16 protein-coding genes are annotated in these 13,257 nt (G+C 71.6%); 7 read left to right on the top strand and 9 right to left on the bottom strand.

Annotated elements, in window-relative coordinates; genetic code table 11:
* Nucleotides 1-31 precede the first annotated feature (31 nt).
* Nucleotides 32-517 carry a DM13 domain-containing protein gene (locus tag ACIBVP_RS14215; protein ID WP_396106535.1) on the bottom strand — a complete coding sequence of 162 codons (486 nt, stop codon included), beginning with the start codon at nucleotides 515-517 and terminating at the stop codon, nucleotides 32-34.
* Between the two features lie 62 nt (nucleotides 518-579).
* On the opposite strand from ACIBVP_RS14215, the gene ACIBVP_RS14210 reads away from it, so the two are divergent.
* Complete coding sequence (locus ACIBVP_RS14210) at nucleotides 580-1,803, top strand: arginine deiminase (RefSeq protein ID WP_396106534.1); 1,224 nt, start codon at nucleotides 580-582, stop codon at nucleotides 1,801-1,803.
* A gap of 160 nt (nucleotides 1,804-1,963) precedes the next feature.
* On the opposite strand, the gene ACIBVP_RS14205 is transcribed toward ACIBVP_RS14210, so the two are convergent.
* Nucleotides 1,964-2,875, bottom strand: coding sequence for a helix-turn-helix transcriptional regulator (locus tag ACIBVP_RS14205; protein ID WP_396106533.1), 912 nt, complete (start codon nucleotides 2,873-2,875; stop codon nucleotides 1,964-1,966).
* Between the two features lie 62 nt (nucleotides 2,876-2,937).
* Between ACIBVP_RS14205 and ACIBVP_RS14200 the strand changes: the two genes are divergently transcribed.
* The gene (locus ACIBVP_RS14200; RefSeq protein ID WP_396106532.1) at nucleotides 2,938-3,327 is read left to right on the top strand and encodes a RidA family protein; all 390 of its coding nucleotides are present in this window, start codon (nucleotides 2,938-2,940) and stop codon (nucleotides 3,325-3,327) included.
* The gene (locus tag ACIBVP_RS14195; RefSeq protein ID WP_396106531.1) at nucleotides 3,324-3,734 is read left to right on the top strand and encodes an SRPBCC domain-containing protein; all 411 of its coding nucleotides are present in this window, start codon (nucleotides 3,324-3,326) and stop codon (nucleotides 3,732-3,734) included. Before ACIBVP_RS14200 ends, ACIBVP_RS14195 begins: the two co-directional genes overlap by 4 nt.
* A 147-nt stretch (nucleotides 3,735-3,881) precedes the next feature.
* Here ACIBVP_RS14195 and ACIBVP_RS14190 read toward each other — a convergent pair whose 3' ends face one another.
* A complete protein-coding gene (locus tag ACIBVP_RS14190; protein WP_396106530.1) occupies nucleotides 3,882-5,027 on the bottom strand; it encodes a GNAT family N-acetyltransferase in 1,146 nt (381 codons plus the stop codon).
* Nucleotides 5,028-5,149: 122 nt separating this feature from the next.
* Here ACIBVP_RS14190 and ACIBVP_RS14185 point away from each other — a divergent pair, with 122 nt between their 5' ends.
* The gene (locus ACIBVP_RS14185) at nucleotides 5,150-5,677 is read left to right on the top strand and encodes a ferritin (RefSeq protein WP_396106529.1); all 528 of its coding nucleotides are present in this window, start codon (nucleotides 5,150-5,152) and stop codon (nucleotides 5,675-5,677) included.
* Here ACIBVP_RS14185 and ACIBVP_RS14180 read toward each other — a convergent pair.
* A complete protein-coding gene (locus ACIBVP_RS14180) occupies nucleotides 5,674-6,786 on the bottom strand; it encodes an MFS transporter (RefSeq protein ID WP_396106528.1) in 1,113 nt (370 codons plus the stop codon). The genes ACIBVP_RS14185 and ACIBVP_RS14180 overlap by 4 nt on opposite strands.
* Nucleotides 6,787-6,827: 41 nt before the next feature.
* Between ACIBVP_RS14180 and ACIBVP_RS14175 the strand changes: the two genes are divergently transcribed.
* Nucleotides 6,828-7,451 (top strand): TetR/AcrR family transcriptional regulator, encoded by a 624-nt coding sequence (locus ACIBVP_RS14175; RefSeq protein ID WP_396106527.1) that lies wholly within the window; start codon nucleotides 6,828-6,830, stop codon nucleotides 7,449-7,451.
* A gap of 78 nt (nucleotides 7,452-7,529) precedes the next feature.
* On the opposite strand, the gene ACIBVP_RS14170 is transcribed toward ACIBVP_RS14175, so the two are convergent.
* The 3 genes from ACIBVP_RS14170 to ACIBVP_RS14160 are packed head-to-tail and all read right to left on the bottom strand — an operon-like array spanning nucleotide 7,530 to nucleotide 10,548.
* Complete coding sequence (locus ACIBVP_RS14170) at nucleotides 7,530-8,795, bottom strand: DUF2185 domain-containing protein (protein ID WP_396106526.1); 1,266 nt, start codon at nucleotides 8,793-8,795, stop codon at nucleotides 7,530-7,532.
* 5 nt (nucleotides 8,796-8,800) lie between these two features.
* A complete protein-coding gene (locus tag ACIBVP_RS14165) occupies nucleotides 8,801-9,742 on the bottom strand; it encodes a DUF5926 family protein (protein WP_396106525.1) in 942 nt (313 codons plus the stop codon).
* Nucleotides 9,743-9,753: 11 nt separating this feature from the next.
* On the bottom strand, nucleotides 9,754-10,548 hold the full coding sequence (locus ACIBVP_RS14160) for a glycerophosphodiester phosphodiesterase (RefSeq protein WP_396106524.1): 795 nt from the start codon (nucleotides 10,546-10,548) through the stop codon (nucleotides 9,754-9,756).
* A gap of 35 nt (nucleotides 10,549-10,583) precedes the next feature.
* Here ACIBVP_RS14160 and ACIBVP_RS14155 point away from each other — a divergent pair, with 35 nt between their 5' ends.
* Nucleotides 10,584-11,765 (top strand): cytochrome P450, encoded by a 1,182-nt coding sequence (locus tag ACIBVP_RS14155; RefSeq protein WP_396106923.1) that lies wholly within the window; start codon nucleotides 10,584-10,586, stop codon nucleotides 11,763-11,765.
* Here ACIBVP_RS14155 and ACIBVP_RS14150 read toward each other — a convergent pair.
* Nucleotides 11,762-11,896, bottom strand: coding sequence for a winged helix-turn-helix transcriptional regulator (locus ACIBVP_RS14150; RefSeq protein ID WP_396106523.1), 135 nt, complete (start codon nucleotides 11,894-11,896; stop codon nucleotides 11,762-11,764). The genes ACIBVP_RS14155 and ACIBVP_RS14150 overlap by 4 nt on opposite strands.
* 90 nt (nucleotides 11,897-11,986) lie before the next feature.
* Between ACIBVP_RS14150 and ACIBVP_RS14145 the strand changes: the two genes are divergently transcribed.
* On the top strand, nucleotides 11,987-12,331 hold the full coding sequence (locus ACIBVP_RS14145) for a DoxX family protein (RefSeq protein WP_396106522.1): 345 nt from the start codon (nucleotides 11,987-11,989) through the stop codon (nucleotides 12,329-12,331).
* 1 nt (nucleotide 12,332) lies between these two features.
* Here the strand turns inward: ACIBVP_RS14145 and ACIBVP_RS14140 are convergent, their stop codons facing one another.
* Nucleotides 12,333-13,229 carry a DUF4328 domain-containing protein gene (locus ACIBVP_RS14140; protein ID WP_396106521.1) on the bottom strand — a complete coding sequence of 299 codons (897 nt, stop codon included), beginning with the start codon at nucleotides 13,227-13,229 and terminating at the stop codon, nucleotides 12,333-12,335.
* Nucleotides 13,230-13,257 lie beyond the last annotated feature (28 nt).

Raw genomic sequence — 13,257 nt, 5'->3', positions numbered from 1 at the left:
ACGTGGCGATCAATGACCCAGGGTGTTCGAACTAGAGTGCGAGTGCCGCCGAGCCGAACGCGACGTTGAAGCGGTCGCACCAGATGACCGCGCTGCGCAGACCGGTGAGGTCGGCGCCGGCGGGGATCGCGTAGTTGTGGTTGCCGTCGGTGGCCTTGATCTCGCCGAGCGCGACGTACCGGCCGTCGTCGTAGGAGTGCCAGTCACCGCCCGCGGTCGCGGCGGAGAGCCAGACGTGCACATCCGGGCCGTCGGAGGTCGAGAAGCCCTCCAGACGCAGGACGCGCGAGCCGTCGGGCAGCTCCAGGACGCGGGCGGTGCCGCTGGTGTCGTGTTCCTGGCTGACGAACGCGCCCTCGGCGAGCACCTCCGGCGCGGTGCTCTTCGCCACTGCCACGGGCGCGGGTTCGTCGAGGTGGCTGCTCGTGAACGCGCGCCACGGTTCGAACAGGGCGAGGCCGACACCGAGCCCGATCAGCGCAACGGGCACACCCACCCAGATCAGCAGTCGTCGCATGTGACTCATCGTGGCGGAGGTGGCCGCGACAACCTACTTACCGAGTTATTACGCTCGCCGTCGTGACCGCACCTGATCTCGAAGTTCACGAGCAGCCCCGAGTGGAGAGCGAGGTCGGGCCGCTGCGCACGGTGCTGCTGCACCGGCCTGGCGACGAGCTGAAGCGCCTCACGCCGCGCAACAACGACCAGCTGCTGTTCGACAGCATCCCGTGGGTCGACCGCGCGCAGGAGGAACACGACGCGTTCGCGGAGACCCTCAAGTCCCGCGACGTCGAGGTGCTGCTGCTCGTCGACGCGCTGGTGGACGCGCTGGGCGACGAACGCGCCCACGCCGCGGCCGCCGACACCGCGGTGGACCGGCGGCGCGTGGGACACGAGCTGGCGGACGCGCTCAGCTCGCACCTGTCGTCCATGTCTGCCGCCGCGCTGGCGGACGTGCTCATGGCGGGCATGACGTTCGAGGAGCTGCCCGCCGCGGAGGGCGCGTCGCTGGTGCGGAAGATGCACCATCCACACGACTTCGTCGTCGACCCGCTGCCGAACCTGCTCTTCACCAGGGACTCGTCGGTGTGGATCGGCAACCGGGTGGCGATCGCGTCGCTGGCGTTGCCCGCCAGGAACCGGGAGACGGCGCTGCTGGACCTGATCTACGCGTACCACCCGCGGTTCCGGTCCGCGGGCCGTGCGTACGGCGCGCACTCGGCCCCGGTCGAGGGCGGCGACGTGCTGTTGCTCGCGCCCGGTGTGCTGGCGATCGGCGTCGGCGACCGGACGTCGCCCGCGGGTGCGGAGTCGCTGGCGCGGTCGGTGTTCGCGGACGGGCTCGCGCACACGGTGCTGGCGGTGCCGATCGCGCAGGACCGGGCGACGATGCACCTGGACACGGTGTGCACGATGGTCGACCGGGACGCCGTGGTGATGTACCCGGCGGTGCGGGACACGCTGGTCGCGTACCCGCTGCAGCCCGACGACGCCAAAGGTGTGCGGGTCGACGGTCCGGTCCCGTTCCTGGAGGCGGCCGCGTCGGCGATGGGCATCGACCGGCTGCGCGTGATCGACACGGGGCTCGACCCGGTGACGGCGGAACGCGAGCAGTGGGACGACGGGAACAACACGCTGGCGGTGGCGCCGGGTGTGGTGGTCGCGTACGAGCGGAACGTGGAGACGAACGCGCGGCTCGAGGAGGCGGGGATAGAGGTGCTGCGGATCCGCGGTTCCGAGCTGGGCACCGGGCGGGGCGGGCCGCGCTGCATGTCGTGCCCGATCGTGCGAGCGCAGCTGTAACCCTCACACCGCCGCTGACCTGCGAAAACGCGCCACCCCAGTACGTAACCGAACCCCCACCCATCCCGGGGGCCACCCGCCTTGCCAGCGTACCGGTACCCACCGACAGCGGGGCGGTTGTCGATCTTGGTTGTGGATAACCGGGTGGGCTGTGGACAACTCAGTAGCGGTCCGTCAGCCAGCGGCCCAGCCCGCGCAGGTGGTCGTTGAGTTCTGCCGGTTCGAGGACGTCGAGGTCGAGGTTCAGGTACGTCAGCCAGCGGGCGGCCCAGTCGAGGTCGTCGGTGCCGAAGTGGAGTTCGCAGTCGTCGTCGTGGTCGATCACCGTCGCGACCGTCGGGTCGACCAGGTCGCGGACCAGGTCTGCCGACGTGTGGACCCGGATGCGGACCTGGTGCCGCCACGGACCGTGTGCCAGTGAGTCGGCGACGAACATCGCCGCGTCGGTGGGTGGTTCCGGCGCCGGGAAGCGGGTGCCCAGCGGCTGCACGTGCTTGATCCGCTCGAGCGCGTAGACCCGCCACCGCGTCGAGTCGCGCGGGCAGGCGACCAGGTACCAGCGGCGGCGCACCGTGACCAGACGGTGTGGCTGCACGTCGACCGCGCTTTCGCGCCTGCGGATGCGGATGGCCTCGCCTGCGCGGCACGCGAGCGCGGCGGGGATCAGCACGTCGCGGTTCGTGCTGTGCAGCGGCAGCGTCTCCACCTGCGCGAGCGCGCTCAGCCGGGTCCGCCAGCGCGACGGCACCACCTGCGCGAGCTTCGCCAGGGCGGTGATCGCGGCGGTTTCGAGGCCGTCGACGGTGACCGCGGTGCGCAGCCCCAGCGCGACGGCGGCCACCTCGTCGGCGTCGAGGAGCAGCGGCGGCATCGCGGTGCCGGACGCCAGCCGGTAGCCGCCGGTACGGCCGGCCTCGCCGTCGATGCGGTAGCCGACCTCGCGCAGTTCGGCGATGTCGCGGCGGGCCGTGCGTTCGGTGACGCCGAGGCGGGCCGCGAGTTGGGTGGCCGAGATGCCCGGGTGTGCCTGGAGCAGCGAGAGTGCTTCGAGGCGGCGGTTCGTGGTGCGCACGTGGTCGATGATCCCGGAAAACCCGGACAGTATCCGTCCGGGTAGCGCGGCACGATGGACGCATGACATCGCTTCTCAGTCCTGAGGGACTTGTCCAGTCGCCCGCGTTCAGCCACGTCGCGGTGGTGCCGCCGGGGGCGACGACGATCTACGTCGGCGGGCAGAACGGCGTCGACGGCACCGGCACGGTGGTCGGTGACGACATCGCCGCGCAGACCCGGCAGGTGATGACGAACTTGCACGTCGCGCTGGCCGCGGCGGGCGCGAGCGTTCAGGATCTGGTGATGATGACGATCCTGCTGGTCGACGGCGTCGACGTCGGCGCGGCCTACCCGGTCGCGGCCGCCGAGCTGGCCGGTGCGCGCCCGACGGTGGTGGTCGCGCGGGTGGCCGGGCTGGCCGTACCGGGTGCGTTGGTCGAGGTCAGCGCGGTCGCGGCGGTGGCCGCATGAGCCCGGTCGGGAAGACCCGTGACGCCGGCTGGCAGATCGGGGTGTCGAAGACGATCGACCGGTCGGTCGAGGACGTGTGGAGCTTCATCACGTCGCCGGAGGGCATCGCGATCTGGCTGGGCGACGGCGTCACCGTGCTGTCGGAACTGGGCGCGGGCTACGAGACGGCGGCCGGGGTGCGCGGCGAGACGCGCGGCTTCCGCGAGCTGGACCGGGTGCGGCTCACGTGGCAACCGGCGAGCTGGCGGCACGACACGACGTTGCAACTGACGGTGTCCCCCGCGGGCACGGGCAGGGCGAGGCTGGGCGTGCACCAGGAACGGCTGGCCGACGCGGAGGAACGCGAGCAACAGCGCACCCACTGGCGCGGCGTGGTCAACGCGCTGGTAGCGGCACTGACCCGGTAACCACCGCTGACCTGCGAAAACGCCCGCCCCCAGTACGTACGGGCGGCCCCACCACTCCCGGGGGCTCCCCGCTTGCCAGTCTACCGGGGCCTGCCGACAGGGGGTGGGTTGTCGATCTTGGTTGTGGACAATCCGGTGGGCTGTGGACTACTCCGTCCAGTGGGGGTTGACCTGCGCGTAGACGGTCTCGTCCTCGAAGCCGGACGTGCCGGTCGGGAAGGAGTCCGGGAGGGTCGCCACGTGGGCGAAGCCCGCCTTCTCCGCCGCGTAGCGGGAGGCCTTGTTGCTCCCCGCGGTCGCCAGGCTCAGGCGGCGCAGACCGAGGCCGCCCTTCTCCTTCGGCGCGAAGGCGCAGTCGACCAGCATGCCCAGCGCCTCGGTCAGCACGCCCTTGCCGCGCGCGTCCGGGTGGACGGAGTAGCCGATCTCCGCGGCCGTCTTGTCCAGGCCGCCGAGGTTGAACAGCTGGATCTCGCCGATGAGCTCGTCGGTCCCGCGGTCGGCGATGGTCCAGTCGTAGCGTTCGCCTCGCGCGTCGTGCTCGAGTGCACGCAGCAGCACCCTGTCCGCCGGCGGCAGCTTCTCGTTCGCCCACCCGTAGCGGCCGCCGAAGTGGCGGCTGCGTTCGTCGGTCATCGTCTCGATGAAGCGGACGCCGTCCGTGTCGTTGTGCGGGCGCAGGCGCAGGCGGTCGGACTCCAGGGTCGGCGGGACGTGCCACTGGTGTTTCGGCTCGCGGGTGTCGCTCTTGCGCAGCGAACCGCACCACGCGTCGTGGCGTTCGCCGCGCTGGCTCAGGAACTGCGCGACCTTGCCGTCGTACGAGAACCCGTTCGCCCACGCCACGCGCCACGATCCCCAGTTGCCCACGTGCGCGTACCACACGACCAGCTCGACGCCCTGGTGCTCGAAACCCCAGTCCAGGATCATCTTCACCGCGCGGCTGCACACGCCGTGCCCGCGCACCGCCGGGTGCAGGCCGAAAGCCAACTCCGCGACGCCCGGCCCCATCGGCCGCAGCGAGATCGAGCCCGAGAACCGGCGGACGCCGTCGGAGTGCGGCGCCTCGATGGCGAAGCACAGGTCCTTCCCGGTCACCCAGCCCGACGGCACGATCTCGCCGACGAACCCGGCCGCGTCCTCGCGGCTGTACGGCACCGGCACCGTCGTCCACCTGACCGAGTCGGGGTCGGTGCACTGCACGACCACCTCGTCCACATCGGACGACGCGTGTGCGCGGAGCGTGATCTCACCGTCGGTGAGCGTGGGTACGTCGGCGGGGAAGGAAGTCACCGCACCATCGTCGGGGGTCGGCAGCCCGGGTGCAATCCAGTTTAGGAATGCCTTACCTGAATTGTATTTCCATAGCCTTGCCTAAATTGCAACCGAATTACCATTCGCGTATCGTCGAAATCATGTCGAAGTTCAACACCATGCTGCAAGAGCAGATCCGCAACGAGTTCACCGCGTCCCAGCAGTACGTGGCGCTTGCGGTGTGGTTCGACGGCCAGGACCTGCCCCAGCTGGCCAGGCACTTCTACCGGCAGTCGCTGGAGGAGCGCAACCACGCGATGATGATCGTGCAATATCTGCTCGACAACGATCTCCAGCCCGATATTCCCGGTGTGGAGGCGGTCCGCAACGAATTCTCCGACGCCGCCGATCTCGTCGCGCTGGCGCTCAAGCAGGAGAAGCAGGTCACCGAGGACATCATCGCGCTCGCGAAGGCGGCCCGTGACGAGGACGACTACAAGGGCGAGCAGTTCATGCAGTGGTTCCTCAAGGAGCAGGTCGAGGAGGTGGCCCAGATGACCTCCTTGCTCAACGTGGTCCGCCGGGCGAGCGGCAACCTGTTCGACGTGGAGAACTTCCTGGCACGCGAGTCCGTCGGCGACGCGGGCGCGGACCCGCTCGCCCCGAACGCGGCGGGCGGCGCGCTCTAGGAACGCAGTGCGAGCGCGGCGAGCGCGCACGCTGCGGCGAACACGGGCACCGCGCCCGGGGACACGCCGACCAGCAGCCCGCCCGCCGCGCCACCCGCGGCCGCGCCCACGTACACCGTGCTGCTGACGACGGCCATCGCCGCGGTCGCGTGCTCGTGGCCCGCGCGCGCGAGCATGAGCGCCTGGATGGCGGGCGGCACCGCCCACGCGGCCGCGGACCACCCGACGAGCAACACGACGGTCAACCACAGCGGCGCCGGGCGCAGGCCCCAGCAGGCCGCGAAGATCACCATCACCGCCGCGAAAGCCGTTGCGGCGGCAGCGAAAGCACGCCGTGGTCCCCATGCGTCGATCACCGTGCCCGCGAGCCGCGCGCCCGCGATGCCCCCCAGCCCGGCGACCACCAACAGGACACCGAGGACGGCCGGGGTGACGCCGGCGAGTCCGGCGAGGAACGTGGCGAGGTAGGTCTGGAAGGCGAGGTTGCCCGCGACCGCGACGACGGTCACGGCGAGCACCCGGAGCACGGGCCCGGTCAGCAGGCCACGCGGTGACGACGGCCGGTCGAGCGTCGTGCGTGGCAACCACACCAGGAGCGCGAGCAGGGCGAGCGCGCCCAGTGCGCCGCCGAGCACGAACGTCGCACGCCAGCCGAACGCGGCGCCGGTCCAGGTGCCCGCCGGGACACCGAGGACGATCGCGCCGGTCATGCCCGCCATGACGGTGGCGAGGTGGCGTCCGGTCGCGCCTTCGGGAGCGAGGTGCGTGGCGAGCGCGAGGACCGCGGGCAGGACGGTCGCCGCAGCGAGGGCCGCGATCACGCGCAGGGCCATGAGCAGCGGGTACGAGTCGACAAGCGGGACCACGAAGTTGGCCGCGCAGAAGACGAGCAGCGCACCGACGAGGAGCGTGCGCCGGTCGACGCGGCCGAGGAGCGCCGCGGACAGGGGCGCGGCGAGCGCGTAGACGAGCGTGAAGACGGTGACGAGCTGACCGGCCGCGCCCGCGGAGACACCGAGGTCGTCGGCGATGGCGGGCAGGACCCCGATGATCACGAAGTCGTCGGTCTGGACGGCGAAGGCGGCGAGGGTAAGGGCGACGAGGTACACCTCATTAACGTAACAGTCGTTACCTTTATAGGGTTGGGGGCATGGCTCGGACCGCGGACCCGGCACGGCGCGTCGAACTGATCGACGCCATCATCGTGGAGCTGTCCGAGACGGGGTTGGCGACGTTTTCGCTGCGTACGCTGGCCGCGGCGCTCGGGCGGTCGACGCGGGTGCTGACGCACCACTTCGCGGACAAGGAGGCGTTGCTCGCGGCGGTGCTTGCACGGTTGGACGAGCAGCAGCACGAGGCACTGCGGGCGACGCCCGGATGGGCGGATCCGGCGGTCGGGATCGGGTCGATCGTGCGCGACGCGTGGCGGCGGCACCTGTCGCCCGCGGAGTTGCCGAGGACGCGGTTGATCCACGAGATCGAGGGGTTGGCGGCGGCGGGCCGGTTGGCGGCGCACGTGCCCGCGTTCGTGAGCGGACGGGTGGCGTTCGTGGCTCAGGCGTTGGAGTCGCGCGGACTGTCACCGGAGAACGCGCGCGTGAAGGCGACGCTGCTGAACAACGCGTACGCGGGCCTGCAGGCAGACCACCTGACAACGGGCGAGACGACCCGCGTGGCAGCGGCCCTGGCGGAACTGTGCGACATCGCGGACAGCTGGACGCCCCCAGGACAGTCGCGTAAGCAGCCCCCACCCGTTCCCGGGGGGCACCCCTGACGCCAGTCTACCGGGGGGTACCGACAGTGGGCGGGTTGTGGATCTTGGTTGTGGACAACCGGGTGGGCTGTGGACAACTCACCCGCGCACGGGCGCGAACTCGTCGTTTCGCGTGGCCCGTTCGAAGGCGGCGGGGGCCGGCTCGGTGAGCACCGCTTCCACGCTCGGATCGGCCCTGACCAGCTCGCGGAGCGGCATCAGCGAGCAGTTGGCGGAGTCGGCGACGTACTCCTCCGGCTCGTCGCCGGCGAACACGCGCCATCCGCTGTCCCGCTCGTTGTCCGGGTCTTCGCGGTAGAGCCAGCAGGTGGGCTCGCCGTCGTGGGCGACACGGTTCGACACGATCGCGAGCTGCGCGAGGTCGCCGAACCACAGCCGCTCGAACCGGCGTTGCCACCGGACGATCTCGTCGGCGCCCAGCTCGACCCGCACGCGCAGCAGCGTGCCGTCCCCGGCGAGATCGCGGTACACGGGGAAAGCGCCGTCGCCCCAGCTCGTGAACCAGCCGGTCATCAGCCCGCCGTCGACCTCGACGACACCCGACTCCGTCGGCGTGCGCTGCATCTGCCGCAGCATCCGGTAGTGGTCGTCGTGCGGGCGGACGTCGGTGCGGAACGTAGCCTCGTCCTCAGACCTGAGCCGCGAGTAGTGCTCGAACAGCTCGTCCTCGGTGATGTCGGTCCACCCGAACACGTCCTGCTGATCCGTGGCGGGCGCGGACAGCCGTCCGGCGACCTCGGGGGCGTCGCGGCCCCAGAACACGAGGTCGAACAGGCCGTCGTACGGCTGGTCGTTGCGCCAGCCGTTGAGCGCGGTCGAGTCGGCGAACATCAGCCGCGCCTCCTCCACGAGGACGTACCCGCACTCGACGGACCGGACCGGTTCGCCTTCCGCGCATTCGACCCACACCGAACGCCACTTGCCCGCGTCCGGTCCATCCGGGTCCATCCGCTCGCCGTACACCGGCAGTTCCCGGTCCGCGGGCACACCGCGCACGGCGACGGCCCAGCCCGCCGAGAACGGCACCTCGACGCCGCCGGGCGTGTCGTCGAGCAGGCGCTGGACCCTCGTGTGGTGCGGCGTCCTCGGTATCGGCGCCAGGGACGCGTCGAGACCGAACTCGGCGACCCGTTTCGCCAGGGGGTCCCCATCCGGGAAGTCGAACGCGTACCGGCCCTTGACCATGGCCAGATCGAGCCGTGCGGAGACCTCGGCCGCGTCCGGGCCGGTGATCTCGAAGTCCATGCCCTCGGCGGGCTCGCCACACCACGCGCGCAGCAACCCGAAGTCGATCAACAGCAGATCACCCGACGGGAACGAGGCGCTCCCCAGCGACTCCGGCATCCCGGTCAGCGGATGGTGACCTGGCGGCCGATCAGGCCGTCGCGGGCGCGGCGTTCCTCGCTGGTCAGCGGGGCCTTCTCCAGCGATGCCAGCGCCTCGTCCAGGCGGGCGCCCAACTCCTCGGCCGGCGTGGTCCACTCGCGGGCGTGCAGCTCACGGTCGAGGTCCCACACGGGCACCAGCAGGCCGTGCGCGCGGAACGAACCCGCGTACCGCGACCCCTCGCCAAGGCCCAGCTCACCGCGCGCGTGCAGCCTCGCCAGCGCGAACAGCAGCTGCTCCTCCGGTTCCGGGCGGACCCAGCGCAGGTGGGCGCGGTCACCGGCGTCGACCCAGTACGCGGCCGGGCCGATGCGGTCCGTCGGCATGATGGCCTGGTTCGCGCGTTCCAGCGACAGCGCCACCTCCCCCGCGGGCTCCTCGCCCTCCGGGAGCCACCACGAGAAGTCGCTGTGCAGGGTCGGGTCCAGCTCGGTCTTCACGTCCAGCATGTCCTGGAGGCGCTCGCGCTCGCCCTCCTCGGTCTCCGGACCCACGACCGGCAGCACGTCGCCCGGCTTCGCGTCCAGCGCCCAGCGCAGCGCACGCGCCAGGTCCCGGCTGACGTCGCTGGACCTGGTCTGCACCTGTAGGCCGACGAACACGCTGCCGTCGGCGCGGACCAGCGCGGCCGCGGCCATCGGCAGGACCGTCGCGAGGGTCACCGTGCGGTCGGTGTCGACCGACAGCGCGAGCGGGGACGTCGCCGACGGCACGAACTCACGGAGCGCGATCAGCTCGCACTCGCTCACGAGGCCCTCGAACGGGCGGCCGACCGGCATCTCGACCGGGCCACCGGTCAGGCCGTGACACGCCTTGTACCGCTTGCCGGACCCGCACGGGCAGGCCTGCCTCGGGTTGATGCCGTCGGTGGTCTTCTTGCTCTTCACGGCGGAACGCTTGGCCATGGAGCGAGACGCTACCGGTTGAGCAGACGCAGGGTGCTGGCCGGGGAGTTCGTCGCGAGGTACCGGACGCCGAGCTTCGCGCACAGGGCCACGTCGGCCGGACTGTCGACGGTCCAGACGTACGTCTCGTACCCGAACGACCGTGCCCGCTCCACGTAGTCCGGGTCGGTCCGCAGGATGTGCACGCCCGGCCCCGTGTAGTCGGCGTGCGGCGGCAGCGTGCCGTCCCAGCGGACCAGCGACAGGTTCTCCAGCAACAACACCGTCGGCAGCGTGGCGGTGTGCGCGCGGATGCGGCGCACGGCCCGCGACGAGAACGACATCATCACCACCGGCGAGTCCTCTTTGGACTTCGGGCGGGCGAGGCCGTAGCGGCGCAGCATGGCGACGAGCTTCGCCTCCACCAGCCCGCCGTACCGGACGGGGTGCTTGGTCTCGACGAACAACTTGACGCCCGGGTGCGCCTTCACCAGCTCCAGCAGGGACTCGAGGGTGAGCACGCCGCGTTCGGACTCGTCCGGTGCGCCCAGCACGAGCTCGTCGGCGTGCTCGGGCAGCCCGGGGTGCCAGCTGCCGTAGTCCAGTTCGGACAGCCGTTCCAGCGTCAGGGTGGACACCACGCCGCGGCCCGACGACGTGCGGTCGACGCGGCGGTCGTGGACGCACACGAGGTGTCCGTCGCGGGACAGGCGGACGTCGCACTCGAGTCCGTCCGCGCCCTGTTCGATGGCGAGCGCGTAGGCGGCGACGGTGTGCTCGGCCCGGTGCGCGGACGCACCCCGGTGCGCGACAACAGCGGGCTGCACGGCGCGGATCATCGCACAGCTACCGTGGGGCCATGGTGTTCGACCCACGTGACCCGGACTTTCTCGCCGACCCGTACCCGGCCTTCGCCGCGTTGCGGGCGGACGGACCGGTGCACCGGCACGACGGGATGGGGCTCGCGGTCGCCGTGTCGCACGCGGCGTGCTCGGAGGTGCTGCGCACCCGCTCGGCGGGCCGGTTGTGGCGGGACAAGGAGCCGGCGTCCGACTTCGCGGCGTTCAACCTGCTGCACCAGAACTCGCTGCTGGAGAACGAACCGCCCCGCCACACGCGGCTGCGGCGCCTGATCTCCACGGCCTTCGCCCGTGGGCACACCGAGCGGTTGCGGCCCTGGGTGCGGTCGCTGTCGTCGACGCTGGTGGGCTCGCTGGCCGCGGCGATCAAGGCCGACGGTGCCGCTGACCTGCTCGAACACGTGGCGGCCCCGCTGCCGGTCGAGGTGATCGCGGAGCTGCTCGGCGTGCCGCAGGCGGACCGGCACCGGTTGCAGCCGTGGTCGAACGCGATCGTGAAGATGTACGAGTACGCCCTGCCCACCGAGCTGGCGGCGGCCGCGGAGGACGCGGCGGCCGAGTTCGTCGACTACCTGCGCGCGCTGGCCGCCGACCGGGCGAAGAACCCGGGTGACGACCTGATCAGCGATCTCGTCGCGGTCCGCGACGGCACCGACCGCCTCACCGACGACGAACTGGTCGGCACCGCCGTGCTCCTGCTCATGGCCGGGCACGAGGCGACGGTGAACGTCGTCGGCAACGGCGTACTCGCCCTGCTGACGCACCGCCGGGAGTGGGAGCGCCTCGTCGCGGACCACGCCCTGCTGCCGACCGCGGTCGAGGAGCTGATCCGGTTCGACGCGCCGCTGCAGCTGTTCGAGCGCACGGCGACCGCGCCGGTCACGATCGCGGGCCACGCACTCGAACCGGGCGACAAGATCGCGGCGCTGCTCGGCGCGGCGGCGCGCGACCCGGAGGTGTTCGACGAGCCGGACCGGCTGGACGTCGGGCGTACGCCGAACGCGCACCTCGGCTTCGGCGCGGGGATCCACTACTGCGTTGGCGCCCCGTTGGCACGGGTCGAGATCGCGGCCGCGCTGGAGGCGTTGACCACCGAACTGCCCGGTCTGCGGCTGGCCGAGGAACCGGAGCGCCGCCCGGAGTTCGTGATCCGGGGGCTGCGAAACCTGCCGGTGACGGCCTAACGCTCGTCGTAGTCGCGCCTGCTCCGCTCGATGTCGGGGTTGTGCTCGACCGCCCACTCGGCCAGCCGGACGGCGGGGTCGATCAACGTCCGGCCGATGTCGGTTAGCGCGTACTCGACGCGGGGCGGCACCTCCGCGTACGCGGTGCGGGAGACGAGGCCAGCTCGGTGAACCGCATGTGCTGGTCGTGGAGGGTCGCGATCACCAGCAGTGTCCACTTGTTGGCGATCCGGTCGAGGATGCCGCGGATCACGCGACCGCCGTCGCCGCGGATCAGGCAGACCCGTTCGTACCGCGAGCGGCTGGCGCCGATGATGGGCTGGGTCGACACGATCCCCATGCCGGTGGTGCGCGGCATCGGCACCGTCGAGGTCCTCGGGCTGGTGCTGCCGCCGCTGACCGGCATCGCGCCCGTGCTGGCGGTGGTGGCGGCCATCGGGTTCGCTGTGCTGCAGGTACTGGCGACGGGTTTGCACCTCTCCCGCAAGGAGGTCAAGGAAACCGGCCTCAACGTGCCCATGATCGCGCTCGCGGTGGTCGCGGCGTGGCTCGCCACCGTGTGGTGAGTCAGCGGCGGGACGGGAGCAGGCGCGTGGCCCGCAGCGGCGGTTCCGGGGCGCCCTCGACACGGATGACCCGCAGGTAGCGGACGTGCGTGGGGTCGACGGGCGCGAGCAGCGTCGACAGGCGGCGGATCGTCATCGCGCTCAACACGGCGACGGCCGCCGCGGCCAGGTCGGTCAGCGCGCTCAGCACGACGCTGTCCGCGTGGGCCTGGGCGCTGTCGCGGAACTTCCAGACCACCGTCACCGCGAACAGGAGCCCCGCCCCCGCCCAGGTGGCCCACCAGGCGATGACGTGTTTCGTCGGGTGGGGCCGTTCCGTGGCGGGCCTGCGCAGCACCTGGTGTTCCAGCTCGGTCACCACGACACCGGCCATCGCCAGGTTCACGCCCGGGACCAGCAGGTACACCAGCACCTGCCAGTCGGGACGGCCGACCCGCTGACCGGCGAGGTCCGCGGCCGCGCGGCGGGCGAGGTTCAGCCACCACAACGTCACGACCGCCGCCAGCACCGAGAACGCCAGCGTCAGCACGCCGCCGATCGTCACCACCGCGTCGGACGTGCCGACCAGCCGGGACGACAGCGCTCCCGTGCGGCTCCGCACGAGCAGCACGTACCGCCAGATCTCGCCGCCCGCGGTGATCACCGCGAGGCACGCGAGCGCCCACATCATCGCCGAGGCGTGCCCCGCCACCGCGCGGACGCGGTCGACGGTCACCGGCTGGTCCGGGGCGGCGCCCGGGATGGTCGTCGGCCAGCGCCACGCGAGCGCCGGGAAGCCCCACCGCGGTGTCGCGCCGTACGCGGGCGGGCCCAGGTAGGGCAGTCGCCTGCGCGGGCGTGGGCGGCGGCCGGTGCCCGGGGGCACGGTCGCTACCCAGCGCTGGCGGGGCTGTGTCACCTCAGTCACGATGTTCGCTTCGCAAGCT

This window comes from Actinophytocola sp. NPDC049390 (assembly GCF_044466355.1).
In the GTDB taxonomy this organism is placed as follows: Bacteria; Actinomycetota; Actinomycetes; order Mycobacteriales; family Pseudonocardiaceae; genus Actinophytocola.
Note: the sequence above shows the minus strand (reverse complement) of the source record. Positions and strands in the feature narration are given on the sequence as shown.

What these genes read in the sequence shown, in the direction of transcription:
- ACIBVP_RS14215 (WP_396106535.1), bottom strand. Translation starts at nt 517, where the DNA reads ATGCGACGACTGCTGATCTGGGTGGGTGTGCCCGTTGCGCTGATCGGG.
- ACIBVP_RS14200 (WP_396106532.1), top strand. Translation starts at nt 2,938, where the DNA reads ATGACATCGCTTCTCAGTCCTGAGGGACTTGTCCAGTCGCCCGCGTTC.
- ACIBVP_RS14195 (WP_396106531.1), top strand. Translation starts at nt 3,324, where the DNA reads ATGAGCCCGGTCGGGAAGACCCGTGACGCCGGCTGGCAGATCGGGGTG.
- ACIBVP_RS14185 (WP_396106529.1), top strand. Translation starts at nt 5,150, where the DNA reads ATGTCGAAGTTCAACACCATGCTGCAAGAGCAGATCCGCAACGAGTTC.
- ACIBVP_RS14175 (WP_396106527.1), top strand. Translation starts at nt 6,828, where the DNA reads ATGGCTCGGACCGCGGACCCGGCACGGCGCGTCGAACTGATCGACGCC.
- ACIBVP_RS14170 (WP_396106526.1), bottom strand. Translation starts at nt 8,795, where the DNA reads ATGCCGGAGTCGCTGGGGAGCGCCTCGTTCCCGTCGGGTGATCTGCTG.
- ACIBVP_RS14165 (WP_396106525.1), bottom strand. Translation starts at nt 9,742, where the DNA reads ATGGCCAAGCGTTCCGCCGTGAAGAGCAAGAAGACCACCGACGGCATC.